The sequence below is a fragment of the Microbacterium sp. genome (assembly GCF_043427715.1).
Lineage (GTDB): Bacteria > Actinomycetota > Actinomycetes > Actinomycetales > Microbacteriaceae > Microbacterium.
Window position 1 is genome coordinate 1 of record NZ_JBHWTD010000089.1, and the last position, 23,326, is coordinate 23,326.

General features: G+C 70.1%; 19 protein-coding genes. 9 read left to right on the forward strand and 10 right to left on the reverse strand.

Annotated features, from left to right (window positions below; all coding sequences use genetic code 11):
• Positions 1-85: 85 nt before the first annotated feature.
• The gene (locus ACHFGS_RS08995) at positions 86-754 is read right to left on the reverse strand and encodes an O-methyltransferase (RefSeq protein WP_394289387.1); all 669 of its coding nucleotides are present in this window, start codon (positions 752-754) and stop codon (positions 86-88) included.
• A gap of 80 nt (positions 755-834) precedes the next feature.
• Between ACHFGS_RS08995 and ACHFGS_RS09000 the strand changes: the two genes are divergently transcribed.
• Together ACHFGS_RS09000 and ACHFGS_RS09005 are read left to right on the forward strand one after the other, a co-directional pair.
• A complete protein-coding gene (locus ACHFGS_RS09000; protein ID WP_394279621.1) occupies positions 835-2,076 on the forward strand; it encodes an APC family permease in 1,242 nt (413 codons plus the stop codon).
• Positions 2,077-2,152: 76 nt separating this feature from the next.
• A complete protein-coding gene (locus tag ACHFGS_RS09005) occupies positions 2,153-2,626 on the forward strand; it encodes a DUF4442 domain-containing protein (protein ID WP_394279622.1) in 474 nt (157 codons plus the stop codon).
• A 16-nt stretch (positions 2,627-2,642) separates the two neighbouring features.
• Here the strand turns inward: ACHFGS_RS09005 and ACHFGS_RS09010 are convergent, their stop codons facing one another.
• The 4 genes from ACHFGS_RS09010 to ACHFGS_RS09025 form a co-directional block, all read right to left on the reverse strand.
• The gene (locus ACHFGS_RS09010; protein ID WP_394289388.1) at positions 2,643-3,899 is read right to left on the reverse strand and encodes a histidine--tRNA ligase; all 1,257 of its coding nucleotides are present in this window, start codon (positions 3,897-3,899) and stop codon (positions 2,643-2,645) included.
• A 31-nt stretch (positions 3,900-3,930) separates the two neighbouring features.
• The gene (locus ACHFGS_RS09015) at positions 3,931-4,641 is read right to left on the reverse strand and encodes a MazG family protein (protein WP_394279623.1); all 711 of its coding nucleotides are present in this window, start codon (positions 4,639-4,641) and stop codon (positions 3,931-3,933) included.
• Entirely contained in the window at positions 4,605-5,744 is a 1,140-nt protein-coding gene (locus ACHFGS_RS09020; RefSeq protein WP_394279624.1) for a Na+/H+ antiporter NhaA, read from the reverse strand. The genes ACHFGS_RS09015 and ACHFGS_RS09020 overlap by 37 nt, the downstream gene beginning before the upstream one ends.
• Before the next feature lie 80 nt (positions 5,745-5,824).
• Positions 5,825-6,424: a gamma carbonic anhydrase family protein gene (locus ACHFGS_RS09025; RefSeq protein WP_394279625.1), complete on the reverse strand. Its 600-nt coding sequence runs from the start codon at positions 6,422-6,424 to the stop codon at positions 5,825-5,827.
• A 128-nt stretch (positions 6,425-6,552) separates the two neighbouring features.
• Here ACHFGS_RS09025 and gdhA point away from each other — a divergent pair, with 128 nt between their 5' ends.
• Positions 6,553-7,911 (forward strand): NADP-specific glutamate dehydrogenase, encoded by a 1,359-nt coding sequence (gene gdhA / locus ACHFGS_RS09030; RefSeq protein WP_394279626.1) that lies wholly within the window; start codon positions 6,553-6,555, stop codon positions 7,909-7,911.
• A 79-nt stretch (positions 7,912-7,990) separates the two neighbouring features.
• Positions 7,991-10,660: a phosphoenolpyruvate carboxylase gene (locus tag ACHFGS_RS09035; protein WP_394279627.1), complete on the forward strand. Its 2,670-nt coding sequence runs from the start codon at positions 7,991-7,993 to the stop codon at positions 10,658-10,660.
• 57 nt (positions 10,661-10,717) lie between these two features.
• Here the strand turns inward: ACHFGS_RS09035 and mfd are convergent, their stop codons facing one another.
• Entirely contained in the window at positions 10,718-14,308 is a 3,591-nt protein-coding gene (gene mfd, locus ACHFGS_RS09040; RefSeq protein ID WP_394279628.1) for a transcription-repair coupling factor, read from the reverse strand.
• Between the two features lie 128 nt (positions 14,309-14,436).
• Between mfd and ACHFGS_RS09045 the strand changes: the two genes are divergently transcribed.
• Entirely contained in the window at positions 14,437-15,780 is a 1,344-nt protein-coding gene (locus ACHFGS_RS09045) for a DUF222 domain-containing protein (RefSeq protein ID WP_394279629.1), read from the forward strand.
• A gap of 83 nt (positions 15,781-15,863) precedes the next feature.
• On the opposite strand, the gene pth is transcribed toward ACHFGS_RS09045, so the two are convergent.
• Positions 15,864-16,448: an aminoacyl-tRNA hydrolase gene (gene pth / locus ACHFGS_RS09050; protein WP_394279630.1), complete on the reverse strand. Its 585-nt coding sequence runs from the start codon at positions 16,446-16,448 to the stop codon at positions 15,864-15,866.
• Positions 16,449-16,514: 66 nt separating this feature from the next.
• On the reverse strand, positions 16,515-17,144 hold the full coding sequence (locus tag ACHFGS_RS09055) for a 50S ribosomal protein L25/general stress protein Ctc (RefSeq protein ID WP_394279631.1): 630 nt from the start codon (positions 17,142-17,144) through the stop codon (positions 16,515-16,517).
• Between the two features lie 511 nt (positions 17,145-17,655).
• Here ACHFGS_RS09055 and gndA point away from each other — a divergent pair.
• Positions 17,656-19,245 carry an NADP-dependent phosphogluconate dehydrogenase gene (gene gndA / locus ACHFGS_RS09060; RefSeq protein WP_394279632.1) on the forward strand — a complete coding sequence of 530 codons (1,590 nt, stop codon included), beginning with the start codon at positions 17,656-17,658 and terminating at the stop codon, positions 19,243-19,245.
• A 44-nt stretch (positions 19,246-19,289) separates the two neighbouring features.
• Entirely contained in the window at positions 19,290-19,718 is a 429-nt protein-coding gene (locus tag ACHFGS_RS09065) for a VanZ family protein (protein WP_394279633.1), read from the forward strand.
• 9 nt (positions 19,719-19,727) lie between these two features.
• On the opposite strand, the gene ACHFGS_RS09070 is transcribed toward ACHFGS_RS09065, so the two are convergent.
• The gene (locus ACHFGS_RS09070) at positions 19,728-19,955 is read right to left on the reverse strand and encodes a hypothetical protein (protein WP_394279634.1); all 228 of its coding nucleotides are present in this window, start codon (positions 19,953-19,955) and stop codon (positions 19,728-19,730) included.
• Between the two features lie 183 nt (positions 19,956-20,138).
• On the opposite strand from ACHFGS_RS09070, the gene ACHFGS_RS09075 reads away from it, so the two are divergent.
• Together ACHFGS_RS09075 and ACHFGS_RS09080 are read left to right on the forward strand one after the other, a co-directional pair.
• On the forward strand, positions 20,139-20,864 hold the full coding sequence (locus ACHFGS_RS09075) for a response regulator transcription factor (protein ID WP_394279635.1): 726 nt from the start codon (positions 20,139-20,141) through the stop codon (positions 20,862-20,864).
• A 98-nt stretch (positions 20,865-20,962) separates the two neighbouring features.
• The gene (locus tag ACHFGS_RS09080) at positions 20,963-22,336 is read left to right on the forward strand and encodes a sensor histidine kinase (RefSeq protein ID WP_394279639.1); all 1,374 of its coding nucleotides are present in this window, start codon (positions 20,963-20,965) and stop codon (positions 22,334-22,336) included.
• Between the two features lie 10 nt (positions 22,337-22,346).
• Here the strand turns inward: ACHFGS_RS09080 and ACHFGS_RS09085 are convergent, their stop codons facing one another.
• Positions 22,347-22,973, reverse strand: a complete 627-nt coding sequence (locus ACHFGS_RS09085) for a hypothetical protein (protein ID WP_394279636.1) — start codon at positions 22,971-22,973, stop codon at positions 22,347-22,349.
• Positions 22,974-23,326: the final 353 nt, after the last annotated feature.

A 23,326-nucleotide genomic window follows, 5' to 3' on the forward strand; every position in this document is an offset into this window, starting at 1 on the left:
GGTGTGTGGAGCGTCGTCGATCCGCGCCCAGTCTATCCCCGGCGTCGGACCGCACCCGGAGACGAGCCGGGGGGATCCGCCCGCGTCAGACGACGAGGGCGAGCGCGATGCCGTCCCATCCCTTGATCCCGACCGTCTGCAGCGCCGTGGCGTCGAAGCGCGGGTCCTCCCCGAGCATCCGCAGCCCCGCGCGCGTGCCGTTCACCTTGGGGTCCGTCGAGTCGTCGCGGACGATCTCGCCGTCGCGGCCGATGTTGTCGAGCACGACCACGGTGCCGGGGTGACCGAGCTTCGCGGCCCAGTCCAGGTACACGGTGTTGGACTCCTTGTCGGCGTCGATGAAGACGAGGTCGAAGGGGTCTTCGTCGACGAGGGTCGGCAGCACGTCCGCGGCCCGCCCGATGCAGATGTCGACGCGATCGGCGACACCGGCCCGCTCCAGGTTGTGGCGCGCCACTCGGGCGTTGTGCGGCTCCGCCTCGATCGTGACGACGCGCCCGCTCGCGGCGAGGGCACGCGCGAGCCAGATGGTGGAGTAGGCGCCCAGCGTGCCGATCTCGAGGACCCGCTCCGCCCGCACCATCCGGGCGAGCAGATGGAGGAGCTTGCCGTTGAGCGGCGCCACCTCGATGAGCGGCAGCCCCTCCGTGGCGAGCGAGGCCACCGCCGCCCGGAGCGCACCGTCCTCCTCGACCAGGGTCTCGGTCAAGTAGGTGTCGACGTCGTTCCAGCGTTCGGCGGTGGGCTCATCCATCCCGCCAGCGTCGCGTGGCGGGATGGCACGCGTCAAGCTGCTGGGCGATCGCGTCACCGGCCTGCGCTACCCTTCGGCGGGTGAGCGCGCCCTCCCTGCAACGTCGACTCGGTCTGACCGGGGCCGTCGTCCTCGGTCTCGGCTCGATGATCGGCGCCGGGGTGTTCGTCGCCTTCGCGCCGGCGGCGGCCGCCGCCGGTGACGGCCTGCTGCTCGCACTGGGGCTCGCGGCGATCGTCGCCTTCGCGAACGCGACGTCGACGGCGCAGCTCGCCCGCGTGCACCCCACCTCGGGCGGGGTGTACGCGTACGGCCGCGCGGAGCTCGGCCCGTGGTGGGGCTTCGCCGCCGGATGGGGCTTCGTCATCGGCAAGACCGCCAGCAGCGCGGCGATGGCGCTCACCTTCGCCGCGTACGTGGCACCCGCCGGCGGGGAACGGGTCGTCGCGGCGCTCGCGATCATCGCCCTCACCGTCATCAACGTGTTCGGGATCACCCGGACCGCGCTCGCCACCGCCGTCCTCGTCGCACTCGTCCTCGTGGTGCTGGGCATCACCGTGGGCGGGATCTTCACCGGAACGACCGGCGGCGGAGTCGCCCTCGGGGTCGGGGATCGCGGGATGTACGGGACCCTGCAGGCGGCGGGGCTGCTCTTCTTCGCCTTCGCCGGCTATGCCCGCATCGCCACCCTCGGCGAAGAGGTGCGGGATCCGTCGCGCACCATCCCCCGCGCCATCGTGCTCGCCTTCGTCGGCGCCCTCCTCGTCTACGTGACGGTCGCGGTCGCCCTGCTCAGCGCGCTCGGCGTCAACGGACTCGGATCTTCCACCGCCCCGCTGGCCGACGCTGTTCGGGCAGCGGATGCCGCGTGGGCAGTGCCCCTCGTGCAGGTCGGCGCCGCGGCGGCATCCCTCGGCGCCCTCCTCGCCCTCGTCGCCGGACTCGGTCGCACCTCGTTCGCCATGGCTCGGGAGGGCGACCTGCCCCGTGTGCTCGACGCCGTCCACCCTCGGTGGCACGTGCCGCACCGCGCGGAGCTGACGATCGGCGCGGTTGCGGTGACTCTCGTGCTGCTGGTCGACGTGCGCGGCGCGATCGGGTTCTCCTCCTTCGGCGTGCTGCTGTATTACGGGGTCGCGAACCTCGCCGCCCTCCGGCAGCAGCACGACGTGCGGCTCTACCCGCGCGTCCTCCAGGTCGTGGGGCTGATCGGCTGCGTCGTGCTGGGGTTCACCCTTCCGTGGCAGTCCGTCGTCGGCGGCGTCGCTGTGGTCGCCACGGGGATGATCGGTCGGGCTGTGGTCCGACGCCGACGAGCCTGACCAGGCCCGCGCCCGCGTTGTGCGGTCACGACAATCGATTCCGCGCGACGGCTGATTGCTCGCCACACTGACGGCCATGCGCATGACCCCCCGACTTCTCGCCTTCGGCATGAGCCTGTGGGCGCCGAACCTCTTCAGCGGCATCCGGGTCAAGAGGTTCTCGCCGGACTGGACCTCGGCGACCGTCGAGCTGCACGTCAACCTGATCACGCGCAACTACGTGAAGACCGCGTTCGGCGGGTCGATGTCGGCGATGACCGACCCGTACTTCTTCATGCTCGTGCGTCACCAGCTCGGCGGCGACTACGTCGTCTGGGACACCCGCGGCGAGATCGAGTTCGTCAAGCCCGGCCGCGGCGTCCTCACGGCGCACTTCACCGTCTCCCCCGCCCAGGTGGCGGCGATCCGCGAACGTGCCGAAGGCGGCGCGAAGGTGCTCGAGTGGTTCGAGACCGACATCCGCGATCGTCACGGCGACGTCGTCGCGCGGGTCCGCCGCGAGGTCTACATCCGCGAGAAGAAGCGCGTCACGGCCGCCCGCAACGCCTGACCCACACGGCTGCGCATCAGCCGAGCGGACGCAGCTCCAGCTCATCGACCGCAGCACCGGCAGCGACCGTCGCGAACGACGTGTAGCCGTCGGCGGCCGACCGTTCCAGAAGCCCCTTGAGGTTCTTGGTCCGCTGCTCCAGCCGCACGCGGGAGCCGCGCGCGACGAGCGCCGCCTTGTGCGCCGCGAGCTCAGCGACGGGGACATCGCGGTCGTGGATCAGGACGACGGCGGATGCCGCGGCATCCTCCCCCGCGGAGACGAGGTCGACGATCCGCTCGAAGCCGATCGAGAAGCCCACAGCGGGGACGTCCTGGCCGAGGAAGCGGCCGATCATGCCGTCGTAGCGGCCTCCGCCCCCGAGCGAATACGAGACCGACGGGTGCGCGAGCTCGTAGATCGTGTCGGTGTAGTAGCCCATGCCGCGCACGAGGAACGGATCGAAGCGCAGCGGGATCTCCCCCGCACCGCGCGCGGCGGCCACCGCGTCGCCGATGCCCACCAGGTGCGCGACGACCTCGTCATCGATGCCCTCGGGCAGAGCGCGACGGATCTGGGCTTCGCCGTACGGCACGACGTCACGGGTCTGCGGGCGGGTGAGGAAGGTCTCGAACGCCGACACCGCGTCGGGGGTCGCCCCCCGCTCGGAGAGCTCGGCGATGACTCCGGTCACGCCGACCTTGTCGAGCTTGTCGATCGTGATGAGAACGCCCGGGCGCTCGTCGTCGGCGAAGCCGAACGCGGCGAGCATCGCGTCGAGCGCGCGACGGTCGTTGATGCGGATCTCGCCGCCCTGGAGGCCCAGCGCGTCGAGGACGTCGAGGCTCGCGACGAGGAGTTCGACCTCGGCGCGCGGCGTCGCGTCGCCGATGATGTCGATGTCGCACTGCACGAACTGGCGGTAGCGACCCTTCTGCGGGCGCTCGGCCCGCCAGACCGGTGCGATCTGGATCGCGCGGAACACGGCGGGCAGCTGCGCGCGGTTGGTGGCGTAGAAGCGGGCCAGCGGCACCGTGAGGTCGTAGCGCAGGCCCAGGTCGGCGAGGGCGGCGGGGTCGTCGGCGGCGGCGCGGATGCCGTCGGCGTCGAGGCCGCGGCGCAGCACGTTGAAGGCGAGCTTCTCGTTGTCGCCGCCGATGCCGGCGTGGAGGCGCTCGTAGTCCTCCACGACGGGGGTTTCGATCTCGTCGAAGCCGTGCGCCCGGTATCGCTCACGGATGATCGAGAGCACCCGCTCACGGCGGGCCTTGTCGGCGGGGAGGAAGTCGCGCATGCCGCGCGGCGGGTTCACGGAGGGCACCCCCCTATCCTCGCAGACGGGTCTCTGCCGCCCGGACCTCGGCCGTCAGCGTGCGCAGGCGATCGCGGAGTGCGCGCTCGGCATCCCACCCGTTATCCCGCGCCTCGGCGACGAGCGCGAGCAGCGCATCGCCGAGGTCGGCCTCGGTCTCGACGGGCTGCGCGGCGGCGCCGGGGGTCACACCGACCGCGGCGGCCTTGCCGAGGAGCTTCTGGGCGAGCGCGAGCGGCGGCATGTGCGCGGACACGCCGTCCAGCACGCTCGTACGGGTGCGCTTCTCGGCCGCCTTCGCCGCGTTCCAGTGCACGAGCACCTCTTCGGGCGTCGTCGCCACGGCGTCGCCGAAGACGTGCGGATGCCGCCGGGTCATCTTCTCGGTCAGCGTGCGCGCGACATCGTCGATGTCGAACGGCTCTTCCGTGTCGCGGGACGAGATCTCGGCGTGGAAGAGCACCTGCCACAGCAGGTCGCCGAGTTCCTCACGCACATCTGCGCGGGTGCCGGTCTCGACCGCGTCGATGAGCTCGGCCGCCTCCTCCTGGAGGTAGGGCACGAGCGCGCGGTGATCGATCCGCCGCGTCCACACGCAGCGCTCCCGCACGGCGCGCATCGTGTCGGCAGCTGCGCGGAGCGGGTCGGTGACCTCGCGTGCGGGATCGGTGGCGTCGCGGGGGTCGATCAGACCGTCTCCACCGGGTGTCGTCGGTAGTGCCATGCTCGCAACGATACGAGGGATGCCGCGAGCACGAGCGCCACGGCCGAACCCGCCAGCACGCCGAGGGTCGCCTGGTCGCGCACCGCGGCATCCGTCCCGAACGCGAGTTCGCTCATCAGCAGCGAGACGGTGAAGCCGATGCCTCCCAGCGCTCCCGCGGCGAGCAGGTCACCGAAGGACAACTGCACGCCGCCCGCGCGCATCGAGATCCAGCCGGCGAGGGTGATTCCGATGATCTTGCCGACCGGCAGCGCGACGGCCACGCCCCAGAACGCGGGCGAGAGTTCGGTTGGCGACACCTGCGGAATGACCACGAGCGACGCCGCGAGGGCGAACAGCGGGAGGGCGATCGCGTTGACCCACGGCTCGAGGGCGTGACGGGTGCGCAGCGCCGGCTGCTGACGCATCACGAGACCGAGGGCGACACCGGCGATCGTGGCGTGGACGCCGGACTCATGCACGAAGAACCACGTCGCGATCGCGAGGACGATGAGGCTCACCACGACGAACCGGTGGTTGCGCCCGCCTAGGGCTCCGCTCAGCAGGCGGAAGATCACGAGGCATACGACGGCCGCGCCGAGCATCAGCAGGTCGACGTCACTGGTGAACAGCACCGCGATGAAGACGATGCCGACGATGTCGTCGAGGATCGCGAGCGCCAGGAGGAAGACGCGCAGCCCCGAGGGCAGGCCGCGGCCGAACACCGCGAGCACGCCGAGGGCGAAGGCGATGTCGGTCGCGGTCGGAATGGGCCAGCCGGCGGCCGTCTCCGCGCCGCCGGCGATGAGGAGGTAGGCCGCGACCGGAACGACGACGCCGCCGGCCGCCGCGATGATCGGCTGCACCGCCTTTCGGGGCGAGTTGAGCTGACCGCTCGTGAGCTCGTACTGCAGCTCGATCGCCGCCGTGAAGAAGAACACCGCGAGAAGCCCGTCGGCGATCCAGTGACCCACGGAGAGCGTGAAGACGCCGGGGATGCCGATGTACGTCGACTTCACGGCGAGCGCGGCCTCCCCCCAGGCCGAGTTCGCGAGGATGAGGCCGAGCGCTGCGGAGACCAGCAGGAGCACGGCGGGGAAACGGGCGGAGCGAAGCAGCTTCACGGGCGACCTTCCGGGGTCGGGAATGGAACCACCGACCAGACTTCCCGGCACACCATCGACCACTGTACCGGGGCGTGAGCTCAGTCCAGCCGCCGGTCGTGCCGGTGCCGCGCCAGGGCGGCGCCGTAGCGCTCGGTGAGCTGCACCATCAGGTCAGGGGTGTCGCGGTCCAGGCCGAACACATAGCCGGGGAAATCAAGGTCGTGCTGCAGCTCCCAGATGCGCTCGTGCTGGTCGGGCGCGAGGATCTCCACGGGATCCCCGACGGCGACCCAGCCGATCGGCACGACCGAGCGGGCCGGGAGCACCGTCCGCAGATGCACGACGGCGTTGACGCGCACTTCACTGCCCTCCCCCACCCGTGCGCCGTTGAAGACCCGCGTCCCGCTGGCGAGGAAGACCTGGTCCGCGATGGTCGCGCCGGCGACGGATGCCATCGGCCCGACGAGGCTGTGCGACCCGATCCGCGCGGCGTGCACCGAGCTGGCACGCACGAGCGCGTTCTCCATCACGATGACGTTCTCGCCCAGCACGATGGGGCTGCCCTCCGCCGTGATCACCGCGCCGTGCAGGATCTGGCAGCCGTCCCCGATCGTGACGTCGCCGGAGATCACCGCCGAGGGGGCGACGACAGCGCCGGAAGAGATGCGGGGCCTCGCCCCGAGGTGCTCGAACTCCATGACCGGCTCCTTCGCCTCGTCTTGATGGCCACAGTACGACGTCGTCACACAGACCGCAGGGTGACCCGCCCTTCGTTAGGCTGAGTCGGTTCGCGCCGTCCCCCCGGCCCTGAGAAAGAGCACCACTCGTGTCCGAGACCCTCCCCCCGCTGCCCGCATCCGTCGCCTCGGTGTTCGAGACCGTCCGAGCCCGCAACCCGCACGAACCCGAATTCCAGCAGGCCGTCCACGAAGTCCTCGACTCGATCGCACCGGTCATCGAAGCGAACCCGGAGTTCGCCGAGGCCGGCATCCTCGAGCGCACCGTCGAGCCCGAGCGTCAGATTATGTTCCGCGTCCCGTGGGTCGATGACGCCGGGCACCTCCAGGTCAACCGCGGCTACCGCGTGCAGTTCTCCTCGGTGCTCGGCCCGTACAAGGGCGGACTGCGCTTCCACCCGTCCGTGAACCTCTCCATCATCAAGTTCCTCGGCTTCGAGCAGATCTTCAAGAACGCGCTCACCGGCCAGGGCATCGGCGGCGCAAAGGGTGGCAGCGACTTCGACCCGCACGGCCGCTCGCGCGGCGAGGTCATGCGCTTCTGCCAGTCGTTCATGAACGAGCTGTACCGCCACCTCGGCGAGCACACCGACGTCCCCGCGGGCGACATTGGCGTCGGCGCACGCGAGATCGGCTTCCTGTTCGGGCAGTACCGCAAGATCACGAACCGCCACGAGTCGGGCATGTTCACGGGCAAGGGCGTGCAGTGGGGCGGCGCGGAGGTTCGCACGGAGGCCACCGGGTACGGCGCCGTGTTCTTCGCGCAGGAGATGCTCGCCGTGCGCGGCGAGGACATGTCGGGCCTGCGCGTCGGTGTCTCCGGCTCGGGCAACGTCGCGATCTACGCGATCGAGAAGGCGTACCAGCTCGGGGCGCTGCCTGTCACGGCATCCGACTCCTCCGGCTACGTCGTCGACGACGCGGGCATCGACCTCGATCTGCTCCGGCGGATCAAGGAGGTCGAGCGCGGCCGCATCGCCGAGTACGCCGCCGCCCGCACCTCCGCCCGCTTCGTCGAGGGCGAGCGTCCCTGGTCGGTGCCCGTCGACGTCGCCGTCCCGTCAGCCACGCAGAACGAGATCGATGCGGACGATGCCGCGGCCCTCATCGGCAACGGCGTGCGCATCGTGGTGGAGGGCGCCAACATGCCGACCCTCCCCGACGCCGTCGCCGCCTTCCAGTCGTCGGACGTCCTGTTCGCACCGGGCAAGGCCGCGAACGCCGGCGGTGTCGCCACGTCCGCCCTGGAAATGAGCCAGAACGCCGCTCGCCAGCGCTGGACGTTCACCGATAGCGAGGACAAGCTGCGCGCCATCATGCGCGACGTCCACGACGCCGCGTTCGCCGCCGCCGAGCGCTACGGCCGCCCGGGCGACTACGTCGTGGGCGCGAACTCCGCCGGCTTCGAGCGCGTCGCGCACGCGATGGTGGCGCAGGGCATCATCTGACCCATCCTTCCGGGGTCCCCCGCCGCCGCCGTCCGTCATCTGTGCGGGGCGGCCGCCGAGACACAGCTAGCGTGGACGGGTGCACGAACCCACCCCCACTGAAGCCATCGACCTCGTCGGACGTTACGAGGCCGAACAGGAGATCCCCGAGCAGATGCGCGCCGATGTGCGCGCGCTCGGTGCGATGCTGGGCCGCGTCCTCCAGGAGAGCGGCTCGCCCGGCCTGTTCGAGGACGTCGAACGCCTGCGCGTGGCCACCATCCAGGCGTACACCGACGAGACGCCGGAGGCGTTCGCACGCGCGGCATCCATCGCCGACGGATTCACCCTCGAACGCGCCGAGGAGGTGGCCCGGGCGTTCACCTGCTACTTCCACCTGGTGAACCTCGTCGAGGAGCACCAGCGGGTGCGGATCCTCCGTGAGCGGGGCGGCCGGGTCGACGGGACCGACGCGAGCGACTCCATCACGGCCGCGTACCGGCACCTTGCCGAGGAGATCGGGCCGGATGCCGCGCTGCAGCGCCTGCAGGCACTCCGCTTCCACCCGGTGTTCACCGCCCACCCCACCGAGGCTCGACGCCGCGCGGTCTCGGCGAGCATCCGCCGCCTCGCTGCCCTGCTCGACGACCGTGACGCGGCCGGGGACGACAGCGCCGACCAGCGCCGCGCGCACCGCCGGATCCTCGAGGAGATCGACACGCTGTGGCGCACCGCTCCGCTGCGACCGGAGAAGCCCTCGCCGACCGACGAGGTCCGCTCGGTCATGGCGATCTTCGACGAGACGCTGTACACCTCGGTGCCCCATGTGTACCGGCGCGTCGACGACGCCCTCCACGGCGCCGACGCCGGCGCCCGGGCACCGCTCGTGCGGCCCTTCGTGCGGATCGGCTCATGGGTCGGCGGCGACCGCGACGGCAACCCGTTCGTCACCGCGAAGACGACCCGCACCGCCGCGGCGATCGCGAGCGAGCATGTGCTTCTCGGCCTCGAGCGCACCGCGAGCCGCGTCGGGCGCACCCTGACCCTCGGCGCGGACTCCACCCCGCCGACGCCGGAACTCACCGCGCTGTGGCAGCGACTGAAGGATGCCGATGAGGACGCGGCATCCGACATCGCGCAGCGCTCCCCGAACGAGCCGTACCGGCGCATCATGCTGCTGCTGGCCCGGAAGATCGCCGCGACGCGCACCCGCGACGCCGACCTCGCCTACCGCGACCCGGAGCACCTGCTCGCCGACCTGCGCGTCGTGCAGGACTCGCTCGTGCGCGGCGGCGCACCCCGGCAGGCGTACGGCCACCTGCAGCAGCTGCTGTGGCAGGTGGAGACCTTCGGCTTCCACCTCACCGAACTGGAGGTGCGCCAGCACTCCGCCGTGCACAGGAAGGTTCTCGCCGAACTCGAGGCCGGCGGCGCGCGGTCGGAGCTCGCCGAAGAGGTGCTCGAGGTCTTCCGGACGATCGCCTTCCTGCAGGAGCGGTACGGCCCGCGGGCTGCCGGTCGCTACATCGTCTCGTTCACGCAGTCGGCGCAGGACCTCGCGAATGTCCACCTGCTCGCGCGTCACGCCGTCGGTCCCGCCGGGACTCCCCCGGTGCTCGACGTCATCCCACTGTTCGAGACGTTCGCCGACCTGCAGGCGGCGCCCGGCATCCTCGCCGAGATCGTGACGCACCCCGCGTTCACCGAGCGGTTGGCTCAGACGGGCCGCCGGCTCGAAGTCATGCTCGGCTACTCCGACTCGTCGAAGGACGTCGGGCCGGTCGCGGCGAACCTCGCGCTCTACGAAGCGCAGGCAGCCATCTCCGCGTGGGCGGTCGAGCAGGGCATCGAGCTGACGCTCTTCCACGGCCGCGGCGGCGCGCTCGGCCGCGGCGGCGGACCGGCGAACTCCGCGATCCTCGCGCAGCCGCCGCACTCCGTCGACGGCCGGTTCAAGCTCACCGAGCAGGGTGAGGTCATCTTCGCGCGGTACGGCGATCCGGCGATCGCGATGCGCCACATCGACCAGGTCGCCGCGGCCACCCTGCTCGCTTCCTCCCCCGCCATCGAGCAGCGCAACCGCGACGCCGCCGAGCGCTACGCCGAGATCGCCGCGGTCATGGACTCCGCCTCGCGCGAGCGCTTCTTCTCGCTCGTGAAGGCGCCCGGATTCGCGCCGTGGTTCGCGCAGGTCACCCCGATGGAGGAGATCGGTCTCCTCGCCCTCGGGTCCCGCCCTGCCCGGCGCGGTCTGTCGGTCGAGTCACTCGAAGACCTCCGCGCGATCCCGTGGGTGTTCGCGTGGACGCAGGCGCGGATCAATCTCGCCGGCTGGTTCGGTCTCGGCACGGCGCTCGATGCCGTCGGCGACCCTGACACCCTGCAGCGCGCGTACGACGAGTGGCCGCTGTTCCGCACGATGATCGACAACGTCGCGATGAGTCTCGCGAAAGCCGACGACCGCATCGCCCGGCACTACCTGACCCTCGGCGACCGCGAGGACCTCGCGGCGCTCGTCCGCGACGAGATGGCGCTGACCCGTTCGTGGGTGGTGCGTCTGACCGGCGGCACCGAGCTCCTCGGCAATCGTCCCGTGCTCTCCCGGGCGGTGAAGATGCGCAGCCCCTACGTCGACGCCCTGTCGCTGCTGCAGCTGCGGGCTCTGCGCGGGCTTCGCGCCGCCGACTCCGGCGAGGTGGATCCCGATCTGCAGCGCCTGCTGCTGCTCTCGGTCTCCGGCGTCGCCGCAGGGCTCCAGAACACCGGGTGACGGTCGGGCGCTGGCGGCCCGGAGGCGGCATCCGGCCGGCGCGCGGCATCCGCTCGGTCAGTCCTTCGCGTCGGCGGCGGGCTCCGGCAGCGGGAAGATCTGGTCGAGCAGCTGGCCGGTCCAAGCGATGAGGTCGACGTCCGCGAGCGGTTCACCCGCGGCGGTCGGGAGCGGGACGATCATCGCCTCGCCACCCGCGACGACCTTCGACTTCGGGTGCAGACGCTGCAGCCGGACGCGGATCGAATCGGCGAGGTGCGCCGGCGCGATGCGCAGGTTCGGCCCCATCGCGACGACGTCGGACAGACCGGATGCCGCGGCGCGACGGCGGAGCCGGGCGATTGCGATGAGGCCCTCGACCTCTGCCGGCGGCGCCCCGTAGCGGTCACGCAGCTCTTCGAGCACCAGGTCGATCGCGTCGGGCGCCGCGGTGACGGCAGCCGCGGCCGACAGCTTCTGGTACGCCTCCAGTCGCAGCCGCTCGCTGTCGATGTACGACTCCGGGATGCGCGCCTGCACGGGCAGCTCGAGTCGCAGCTCCGTCGGCCCCTCGGTCTCCTCGCCGCGGAACGTCGCGACAGCCTCGCCGATCATCCGCAGGTACAGGTCGAACCCGACGCCCGCGATGTGACCGGCCTGTTCGGCGCCGAGCAGGTTGCCGGCGCCGCGGATCTCGAGGTCCTTGAGTGCGACCTGCATGCCCGAGCCGAGGTCGTTGTTGACGGCGATCGTCTCGAGGCGGTCGGCGGCGGTCTCGCTCAGCGGCTTGTTCTCGTCGTAGAGGAAGTACGCGTAGGCGCGCTCTCGGCCGCGACCCACACGGCCGCGCAGCTGGTGCAGCTGCGACAGGCCGTACTTGTCGGCCCGGTCGATGATCATCGTGTTGGCATTGGCGATGTCGAGGCCCGTCTCGATGATCGTGGTCGACACGAGCACGTCGGCGCGGCGCTCCCAGAAGTCGTCGACGACCTGCTCGAGCGCGTGCTCGCCCATCTGACCGTGCGCGACGGCGATCCGCGCTTCCGGCACGAGGTCCGCGAGCTGCGCGGCGACCCGCTGGATCGAGGACACCCGGTTGTGCACATAGAAGACCTGGCCCTCGCGGAGCAGCTCACGCCGGATCGCCGCGGCGATCTGCTTGTCGCTGCGCGGGCCGACGTAGCTGAGGATCGGATGCCGGTCCTCGGGAGGCGTGGCCAGGGTCGACATCTCGCGGATGCCGGTGACAGCCATCTCGAGCGTGCGCGGGATGGGCGTCGCACTCATCGCGAGGATGTCGACGTTCGTCTTGAGCTTCTTCAGCGCATCCTTGTGCTCGACGCCGAAGCGCTGCTCCTCGTCGATGATCATCAGCCCGAGGTCCTTGAAGATGACCTTCTCGGTGAGGATGCGGTGGGTGCCGATCACCATGTCGACGGTGCCGTCAGTGATGCCGGCCAGGGTGTCCTTCGCCTCCTTCTCGGTCTGGAACCGCGACAGCGGCCGGACCTTGACGGGGAAACCGGCGAACCGCTCGGTGAAGGTCTCGAGATGCTGCTTGGCGAGGAGCGTGGTCGGGACGAGCATCGCGACCTGCTTGCCGTCCTGGATCGCCTTGAACGCGGCGCGCACGGCGACCTCGGTCTTGCCGAAGCCGACGTCTCCCGAGAGGAGCCGGTCCATCGGGATCGGCTTCTCCATGTCGGCCTTGATCTCGTCGATCGTCTGCAGCTGGTCGGGCGTCTCGGCGAACGGGAACGCCTCCTCCAGCTCGCGCTGCCACGGGGTGTCGGGGCCGAAGGCGTGGCCGCGCGACGACATGCGCGCGGAGTAGAGCTTGACGAGTTCGACAGCGATGTCGCGGACCGCCCTGCGCGCCTTGCCCTTGGCCGCCGCCCAATCCGAGCCGCCCATCTTCGACAGCTGGGGCGCCTCGCCGCCGACGTAGCGCGAGAGGAGGTCGAGCTGGTCGGTGGGGACGTAGAGCTTGTCGCCGGGGTGGCCGCGCTTGGAGGGCGCGTACTCGAGGACGAGGTACTCGCGCTTGCTCTTGACCGCGTTGCGGCCGCCGGAGGAGACCTCTCGCTGCACGAGCTCCACGAAGCGGCCGATGCCGTGCGTGGAGTGCACGACGTGGTCACCGGGCTTGAGCTGCAGCGGGTCGACGACGTTGCGCCGGCGCGAAGCGAGCTTCTTCACGACGCGGTTGTCGCCGCCGATCGTGCGGCCGTAGAACTCGCTCTCGGTGAGGACGGCGAGCTTCGCGTCGGGGAACTGGAAGCCGGCCTCCAGCGTCGCCACGGTCGCGAGCGCGACCCCGGGCTCGGGGAGGTCGGTCACCGCGTCGACGGCGCGCGCCGCGAGACCGTGCTCCGAGAGGACGTCGCGGGAGCGGTCGACGAGGCCGGTTCCGGATGCCGCGATCACGACGCGCCAGCCGTCGCCGAGCAGCTGTGCGACGTGGTCGGTCGCGCCGTCGACGTTGCCGTGGAAGGACGGCACGGGGGCGGCCGGGACGCGGACGGAGCCGTCGTCGCTCAGGAGACCTTCGGCCGCGGCATCCGCTGCGCCCGAATCGAACGCGCTGAACGTCCACCAGACCCCGCCGCGGTCGGCGACCGCCGCGCGCAGGTCGGGCAGGGACAGGAAGTCGCCGGCGCCGAGGTCGACGGGACTGTCGGCTCCGGCCGTGGCGGCGCTCCACGCCGCCTCGAGGAACTCGCGGTTCGTCTCGGCGAGGGTCATCGCACGGGTGACGGCGCGCTCCGGATCGGCGACGGCGACGGCTGCACCCTCGGGGAGGTAGCTGATGAGTGGGACGACCGCGTCGGCGACGGCCGGGAGCAGAGACTCCATGCCCTCGACGGGGATGCCCTCGCTCATCTTCTCGAGCATCGCGCCGAGGCCCGGCATCCGGTCGCGCAGATTCTGCGCGCGCTCGCGGACCGAGTCGGTCAGCAGCAGCTCCCGGCTCGGGAGGAGGGTGACCTGTGTGACCTCGCCGGGGAGGGAGCGCTGGTCGGCGACCGAGAAGGCGCGGATCTGGTCGATCTCGTCGCCGAAGAAGTCGACGCGGTACGGGTGGTCGGCGACCGGCGGGAACACGTCGAGGATGCCGCCGCGCACCGCGAACTCGCCGCGACGCGACACCATGTCGACGCGGTGATACGCCAGCTCGACGAGGCGCCGGACGACGTCGTCGAGTTCGTGGCCGCGGGAGCCGAGCGTGAGGTCGACGACACCGGCATCCGTGAGTCCCGCGGCCAAGGGCTGCAGCGCGCCGCGGACCGAGGCGGTGATGATCAGGGGGTGGGAACCGTCCCAGTGCGCGGCTTCGCGGAGGACGCTAAGGCGCCGGCCGACGGTCTCGGCGCTCGGGCTGAGACGCTCGTGGGGCAGGGTCTCCCAGGCGGGCAGGTGACGCACCGCGGCATTCGGGAGGAGACACTGCAGGGCTGCGCCGAGGCTCTCGGCGCGGCGGCCGGTGGGCGCAACGACGAGGAGAGCCGCGGGGCGGCCGGCTGACTGCCGCTTCTCGAGGAGTCCGGCGAGCAGGGGCGCATCGATGCCCGTCACCGCCGAGAACTCGGCATCCGAGATGCCGCTGGCGAGCGCCTCCCGGAAACTGTCAGCCTGCTCGAGGGCGCGCACGATCCCGGGAATTGTCACCGGACGAGTCTACGCGGGGCTCGGGGTGGGCGGGGCGGGAGGTGACGGGCGGTGGCGGTTGGCTGACCTGCGTCGACTGTACGGGGCAGCGACGGTTCGATGTCGGAGGCCCTCACCACAATGGAGGTATGACCAGCACGCCAGAGGCCCCCGGATCGGACGCTTTCCTCGCGTCGCTCGCGGGCATCGTGCATCAGGTCGAGGCGGTCGAACGCCAGGTCGCGGCGGGTCAGATCGCCCAGCTGCGGGTGCTGGCCGAAGCCGGCCGGTTGGCGCAGTCGCAGACCATCGGCGTCGCCCGGAAAGTCGCCGCGCAGGACATGGCACTCCGCTCCATCGCCGCCGAAGTCGGCGGGGTGATGCGGATCACGGATCGCACCGTGCAACGCCGCATCGACGAGGCCCGCACGATCATCGAGGGCTATCCCGCGTCGGTCGCGGCATGGGAGACCGGACGGATCACCCGTGGTCACGTCCTCGTCATCGTCGACACCGGTTCTGTTGTTCCGGTGGAGATGCGGGCCGAGTTCGAGGCGGCCGCGATCGCGCGGTGCGAGAAGGACACTCCGAACCGGGTGCGGCCGGGGCTGGAGATCCTCGCGCAGCGGATGCACCCCCGCTCGTTCACCGAACGACACGTCGAGGCTGCCGCGACCCGGTGCGTGCGGCTGGTGCCGGCGCGTGACGGGATGTCGGATCTGATCGCCACGCTCCCGACGGTGATCGCCGAGGGAATCCACGACCGCCTCACCCAGCAGGCCCGGGCGGTGATCGACACGCGTGGGGAGCGGGCCGCGAACGGCGAGCCGGCGGTCACCGACGCGGCAACATCCCGGGCTGAGGCTGCCGTGACCGATACCCGCTCGACCGATCAGGTTCGTGCGGACATCTTCGCCGACCTGCTCCTCGCCGGCACCCCAGCCCTCGACGACACCCGCGACACGACCGCCGGGCCCCTCGGCGCGATCCGTGCGCGCGTGCAGGTCGTTGTGACGGCGAGCTGTCTCACTGGCAAAGAGGACGGCCCCGCGGACCTCGTCGGACGGTCGGCGATCGACGCGAAGACGGCTCGACGTCTTGCCGGCGATCAGCCGGCATGGGAGCGACTGTTCACCGACCCCGTGACCGGCACGGTGCATGAGGTCGACACGTATCGGGTGCCGCAGAAGATGCGCCGATACCTACAGGCCAGAGACCAGCATTGCCGGTTCCCCGGATGCCGCATGACGGCCATCCGGTGTGAAGTCGACCACACCATCGACCATGCGCTCGGCGGTGAGACGACCACCCGAAACCTGGGTCACCTGTGCCAACGACACCATTCGATGAAACAGTTCACCGCCTGGAGAGTCCGACAACTCTCGGGTGGCGTCCTCGAATGGATCTCACCCCTCGGCAGAATCTACCGCGAAGACGCACCCACCCCGGCCGTCGCGTTCACCCCTGCCGACACCACACCCGCACCCTTCTGAACCGGGTCACGCGGGAAGTAGCCGCCACTATTGCACCGCCTCAAGCGCAGGGCGCGCCTGACGCGAGGCCATGCAGCGGCGCGTCAGACGCGCGGTGCGTGATATCGCTGCTGCGCGGCGAGCAGACCCTCGTCGACGAGCAGCTCGACGGCGTCCGCGGCATCCGACAACACCATCGGCAGCGTCCCACGCTCCGCCGATCCGAACGGGTCGAGCACCCAGTCGGCGGGATCCTGACGACCCGGCGGCCGACCGATCCCGACCCGAACGCGAGGGAACTCCGGCGTCCCCAGCGCCTTCGCCACATCCCGCACGCCGTTGTGACCGCCGTGCCCCCCGCCGACCTTCAGCTTCAGCGAATCGAACGGGATGTCCAGCTCATCGTGGACGACCACGACCCGCTCCGCCGGCACCCCGTAGAACTTCGCCAGCGACGCCACCGGACCACCCGACACGTTCATGAACGAGTTCGGCTTCGCGAGCACGAGCTTCGCCCCACCCGGCCGCAGCCACGTCTCCGCGACCCGAGCGTTCGCCTTGTGCGCACGCAGCGACTCCGCGCGACGGCGCGCCAGCTCGTCGATCACCATCTGACCCACGTTGTGCCGCGTCGGCTCGTACCGCGCACCCGGATTGCCGAGCCCGACGATCAACCACGTGTCAGCCATGCGCGTCCTTTCGACGACGAAGCCCGTCGCAGCGATGCGGCGACGGGCTTCGAACGGAATGCGGAATTACTCGGAGGCTTCCTCAGCGGCAGCTTCCTCGGCGGGAGCCTCGGCGGTCTCGTCCTCGGAGGTCTCCTCCTCCTCGACCGGCGCGGCCGGAACGGACACGGCGACGACGAGCGTCTCCGGGTCGGCCAGCAGGGCCGCACCCTTCGGGAGCGTCAGGTCGGCGGCGGTGATGTGCGCGCCCTCCTCGAGACCCTCGACCGAGACCTCGATGTTCTGCGGGATGTGGGTGGCCTCGACCTCGAGCAGAACGGTGGTGGCGTCCTGCACCGCGATGGTGCCGGCGAACGACTCACCGGTCACGACGACGGGGACGTCGACCTGGATCTTCTCGCCCTTCTTCACGACGAGGAGGTCGATGTGCTCGATGATCTGGTGCACGGGGTCCTTCTGGACGTCCTTGACCAGGGTGAGCTGCTGCTCGCCGTTGATCTCGAGCTCCAGGACGGCGTTCGCACGACGAACCAGCAGGAAGACCTGGTGGCCGGGCAGGGCCACGTGAACGGGGGCGGTGCCGTGGCCGTAGATGACGGCGGGAATCTTGCCCGCAGCGCGCAGACGGCGAGCGAAGCCCTTGCCGAACTGCTCGCGCAGCTCGGCGACGACCTTGGTGTCGGTCTCAGTCGACATGGATGTTCTCCTTGCGGGCCATCGCGGCCCAGGTATCTGCGACGCGGGAAAGCGCCTCAGGGATGGTCTGTGTTTCGACTCGAACGCATGCGCGTGAGGAAAGCCGCGAAGCCTGCATCACCGCGTCGATCACGGACGCGCGTGAGCACGTCCCTCGCCGAAGTTCGCAACGAGTCTATCAGGCCCCGGTAGGCTGGACCACGGATCCCTGAGCGACGGAGGAACGATGGATTACGGATGGATGTCCCACGCACTGATGTGGTTCGTAGGCGCACTCACGGCAGTGACGGCCGTCGCCACGATCAGTGCCCTCTTCGTCATGGGTCGCAACTACGACAACTGAGCCACCCCGCAGACACCCCGAAGCCCTCGTCGCCACACCGCACCGAGGGCTTCGTCGGTCTATCGACCCGGTGTCCGTCCCGACGTCGTCGCTGTGGCCGCCCACTACGATGAGCCTCGTGGACTGACGTCCTCTCCCCCTTCCCACCACACCCCGCTGGAGCAACGTATGGCGTCGACCCCTTCCCCCACCGGCCCGTCCACCGATCAGGATCAGGCCCCGGACGAAGCGACGACGACGCACGAAGGCGCACCCCGCCCCGAAGAGGTGGACCGTCCCACGACTCCGGCCGCTGAGGCCACCGGCTCGGGCACCGGGCCCGCGAACATCGGCGTGGTGGGTCTCGCGGTCATGGGTTCGAACCTTGCCCGCAACCTCGCGTCGCGTGAGGGCAACACGGTCGCCGTGTTCAACCGCTCCCGGTCGAAGACCGACGAGCTGCTCGAGGCGCACCCGGAGGCGGAGTTCGTCCCGGCCTTCACGTATGAGGAGTTCGCCGCCTCGCTGCAGAAGCCGCGCACCGCCATCATCATGGTCAAGGCCGGAGGGCCCACGGATGCCGTGATCGACGAGCTCATGCGCGTGTTCGAGCCCGGCGACATCATCATCGACGGCGGCAACAGCCTGTTCACCGACACCATCCGCCGCGAGAAGGCCGTCGCCGAAGCCGGGTTCAACTTCGTCGGCATGGGCGTGTCCGGTGGCGAGGAAGGCGCCCTCAACGGCCCCTCCCTCATGCCCGGCGGCCCCGACGAAGCGTGGAAGACCCTCGGCCCCATCCTCACCTCGATCGCCGCGGTCGCCGAAGGCGAACCGTGCGTCACGCACGTCGGCCACGACGGTGCCGGCCACTTCGTGAAGATGGTCCACAACGGCATCGAATACGCCGACATGCAGCTCATCGCCGAGGCGTACGACCTCATCCGTCGCGGCACCGGCAAGACCCCCGCCGAGATCGCCGACATCTTCGCCGAATGGAACCGCGGCGAACTCGAGTCCTACCTCATCGAGATCACCGCCGAAGTCCTCCGCCAGACCGACGCCGCCACCGGCAAGCCTCTCGTGGACGTCATCGTCGACGAGGCCGGCGCCAAGGGCACCGGCGCGTGGACCGTGCAGACGGCCCTCGACCTCGGCGTTCCCGTCTCCGGTATCGCCGAGGCCACCTTCGCACGGTCGCTGTCGAGCCACCGCGAGCAGCGCGACGTCTCCGGATCCCTCCCCGGCCCCTCCTCCGAGGACTTCACCGTCGAAGACGCGGACGCGTTCGTCGAACAGGTCCGCCTCGCCCTCTACGCGTCGAAGATCGTCGCCTACAGCCAGGGCTTCGACGAGATCCGTGCCGGCGCCGCCCGATACGACTGGAACATCGACCTCGGTGCGGTGAGCAAGATCTGGCGCGGCGGGTGCATCATCCGCGCCCAGTTCCTCAACCGCATCGCCGACGCCTACAACGCCGAACCCGAACTGCCCGTCCTGCTGACCGCCCCGTACTTCGTCGAAGCACTCGGCCGCACCCAGGACGCCTGGCGCGAGATCGTCCGCATCTCGGCGGCATCCGGCATCCCGGCACCCGCCTTCAGCTCATCCCTCGCCTACTACGACGGGCTCCGCGCAGACCGCCTCCCGGCCGCCCTCATCCAGGGGCAGCGCGACTTCTTCGGCGCCCACACCTACCGCCGCACCGACAAGGACGGCACCTTCCACACCGTGTGGTCGGGAGACCGCAGCGAGATCGAAGCAGAGGACACGCACTGAGCCGCGACGACACCGCGCTGCGCGTCCATCGCGCCGCTGCGCGGGTGGTGCTGGCGATCCTGACCGCGATCTACGCGTGGGCAGTCGGATGGCTGACCCTGCGCGCCGCTCCGTACGGCTCGGACATCGCCTCGGCGCTCGACAAGCTGCTCGGCTGGTTCGCGCAGCGTGAGGCGACCGCGTGGATCACGTTCGACCGCGTGGAGTTCGGGTCGAACGTCGCGATGTTCATCCCCCTCGGGGTGATAGCGGTGCTCTGGTTCGGCGTGCGCGGGTGGTGGCTTGCGCCGATCCTCGGTGCGCTGGCGAGCGTCGGCATCGAGGTGGCCCAGTCGGTGTTCCTCGATTCGCGTGTCTCCGACGTGCGCGACGTCGTCGCCAACACGACCGGCGCGGTCATCGGCATGTGCCTGATGCTCCTGCTCGCATTCCTGCTCTCCCCGCCCTCGCCGCGCCGCCCGCGCACCGCGTGACGGCGGGGGTCAGCCCCTCGGCGTGCAACCCCTCGAGAACGCGCAGGATCCGGTCACGGTGAGGTCGGTGCCCACGCTGTACACGGCGGCGAGGGCTGCCTCCTGCGCATCGCGCACGCCCGCGGACAGGGCGTTGACGACGATCACCAGCGCGATCGCGAGTGCGAGACCCGCCGCCACGATCATCGTCTGCTTCTTGCGCCCGGACAGCTCGCGGCGCAGATAGGTCAGGTACATCGGATCTCCTTCTCGGCGCGCACTGCGCCACGGGACCCGACGTTAGGAACTCTCTCGATGGCGCTCCCCTGGCGCAGTGAGGGGAACGCTATGAGCACTGCCGCGCCACACCCGGATGCTCCTCATAGCAAACGCAGAGGTGGCGCCATAGCTTCTCCATAGGGAAGGCAGAACAATGGCGTCATGACCTCCCCCGCCCCCGCCCTGCAGCGCCCCGACGGATCCCCCCTGCGCGTCCTCGTCGTCGACGACGAGCAGATGCTCACGGACCTGCTCTCGATGGCCCTGCGCATGGAGGGCTGGGAGGTCCGAACCGCCTCGTCGGGCTTCGACGCCTTGGCCGCGGCACGCGAGTTCACCCCCGACGCCATGGTGCTCGACATCATGATGCCCGACCTCGACGGCATGGCCGTGCTGCAGCGGCTTCGTCAGAGCGGTGACGACGTGCCGGTGCTCTTCCTCACCGCGCGCGACGCAGTCGCCGATCGGGTCGCCGGGCTCACCGCGGGCGGTGACGACTACGTCACGAAGCCGTTCAGCCTCGAAGAGGTCGTCGCCCGACTGCGCGGGCTCATGCGGCGCGCGGGCGCGTCGGCGGGTGCGGCCGACCCGATCCTGCGCGTCGGCGACCTCACCCTGAATGAGGACTCCCACGAGGTCATCCGTGACGGCGTCGAGATCGAGCTGACCGCGACGGAGTTCGAGCTGCTCCGCTACCTGATGCGCAATCAGCGCCGGGTGCTCTCCAAGCCGCAGATCCTCGATCGTGTCTGGAACTACGACTTCGGCGGGCGATCGAGCGTCGTCGAGCTCTACATCTCCTACCTCCGCAAGAAGATCGACGCGGGGCGCGAGCCGCTCATCCACACCGTGCGCGGCGTGGGCTACATGATCAAAGCGCCGCAGTGAAGCTGCCCGTTCGACGCCGGCACCCCCGGTGGAGCCTGCAGGCTCGGCTGATCACGGCGGTGGTCTCCTTCGTCTCCGTCATCGTCATCAGCACCGGCATGGCCAGTGGCGCCCTGCTCGGCGGCATCGTGAGCGACAACCTCGACTCGCAGGTGCTCCGCGCCCAGGACCGCGTGGACTTCTCCGCCAACGCAACCGCCGAGCAGATGCTCGAGCGCGGGCCCGCCGAACCGGGCACCCTCGTCATCACCCGCAACCTCGCCGGCACCTCCAGCGCATACATCGACGAGGAGGGCGAGGCCACGGCCCTCCCCACCGGCGGCATCGGCGAGCTCCGCTTCGATGGCGGCGGGTGGGCGACCCACACCTTCGAGGACATCGGCGAATACCGAATCCACATCGCCGACGACCCGTCCGGCATCTACCTGATCGTCGGGATGCCGACCTCCGAGGTCAGCGCGATCACGGCGCGCGTCGTGACGACCGTGACCCTTCTGACGGCGGGAGGTCTGCTCGTCCTCGCCGCGGTCATCGCCCTCATCATCCGCAGCGAGCTCCAGCCGCTCCGCTCGGTGGCCAACACCGCCACACGGGTCGCCGCGACCCCGATGGCCGAGGGGGCGGTGCGCATCTCGGAACGCGTCCCCGACGAAGACATCGACGACCACACCGAGGTCGGGCGAGTGGGCCTCGCCCTCAACACCTTGCTCGACCACGTCGACACCTCCCTCGCCGCCCGCCAGCGCAACGAGGAGCGGATGCGCGCCTTCGTCGCGGACGCGAGCCACGAGCTCCGGACCCCGCTCGCTTCGATCCGCGGCTATTCGGAGCTGTCGCTCCGCGGCATCCGTCAGCAGGAGGCCGGAGGCACCGCCCCCGCCGGCGTCGTCGCCGAGACGACCCGCGAGTCGCTGGAGCGCATCCAGGCGCAGTCGCTGCGGATGTCAGCGCTCGTGGAGGACCTGCTCCTGCTCGCCCGGCTCGATGAAGGCCAGGAGCTCGTCTACGGCGCCGTCGACCTCACCCGTCTCGCCATCGAATCCGTCGCCGATGCCCGCGCCGCCGGTCCCGACCACGAGTGGGTGATCGACGTCCCCGATGAGCCGGTCATCGTCGCCGGTGACACCTCGCGCCTGCACCAGGTGGCCGCCAACCTTCTCGCCAACGCCCGCTTGCACACCCCCGCCGGAACCACGGTGTCGGCGAGCGTCGCCGTCGAGGACGGTGACGCGCTCCTGCGCATCCACGACGACGGCCCCGGCATCAGCCCCGACATCGCCGACGAGCTGTTCGAGCGGTTCTCGCGCGCGGATACGTCACGTGCGCGGCAGACCGGCGGCACGGGCCTCGGCCTGTCCATCGCGAAGGCGATCGTCGACGGTCACGGGGGCGTGCTCTCGGTGGCATCCGAGCCCGGTTCGACGACCTTCACCGTGCGACTCCCCGCCCGGCCGATCGACCCTGCGGCCTGACGTCACACGCTCAGCGGGTACCTTCGGCTACCGCCTGGTACCGCTCGAGCGCCGGCAGATCCATGAAGTCCGCAGCTGCCGGATCAGGCGCCGTATTCGCGAGGATGTCTGCAACGGCTGAGCGATCGAGACCCCAGAGCTCCTTCGCCGCCGACGAGCGATGCGGTTCGCCTTCTTCCGACGTGAACACGGCCTCACCCGCGCCCGCGACGCCTCCGTCGAAGGACAAGATCGCGGGTGCAGCAAGCGGATTCCACTGATCTTCGGGAAGGCCACCGAACAAGATCGGAACAAGATACTCGTGTGATGCGTCGAGCTGGACGGCGTCCTCGATCAGGAATCGCCGCTCCTCGTCGTCCGCTGAGACGACCCATCCACCGTACGACCACGTCATCTGAGTCGGCGTGTCGGCGCCGCGCCCTGAACGCCAGATGACATCGGCAACCTCGAGCGTAACGGAACGAAGCTCGAGTCCCTCCCCCGCTTCCTGTTCGCCGGCTGAGAGCTCCCCCCGACGTGTGTCGACGACCTTCACAGTGACGACGGCATCCGCATACGTCACCCAATCGGTCAGAGTCTCGCTCGGAAGCAACTCCATACCGTGTCCGACCACGCCGGTATCGGAGCGGTCAGTCACGGGAGTCGGCGACGCAATGCGCGTCCCGATTGACGAAGAGCAGGCCCCGAGGAAGACGGCAGCCACCGCGACAAGGGCTGGAAGGATGATCCTTGAAGCACGCATCAGTATGTGTCCCTGATCTGCGTGGAGTTGTTAGAGAGGAGCTCCCAATTGTCGGCATCAAAGGGCGACCGCATGCACCCAAGTTTCGCCGATGAGTTGACTGTAAACGGGTGGCGTCCCCTGGGGTGGTGTAGTTCTCGGTGCTGGGTGTCACGTCGTTGACGTGGTGAGCCATCGTGCGATGGTCAGTGAGAACCGACTAAAGCTACTCACAGAAAGACACGACGCACGATGGCTCTTGACCAGTC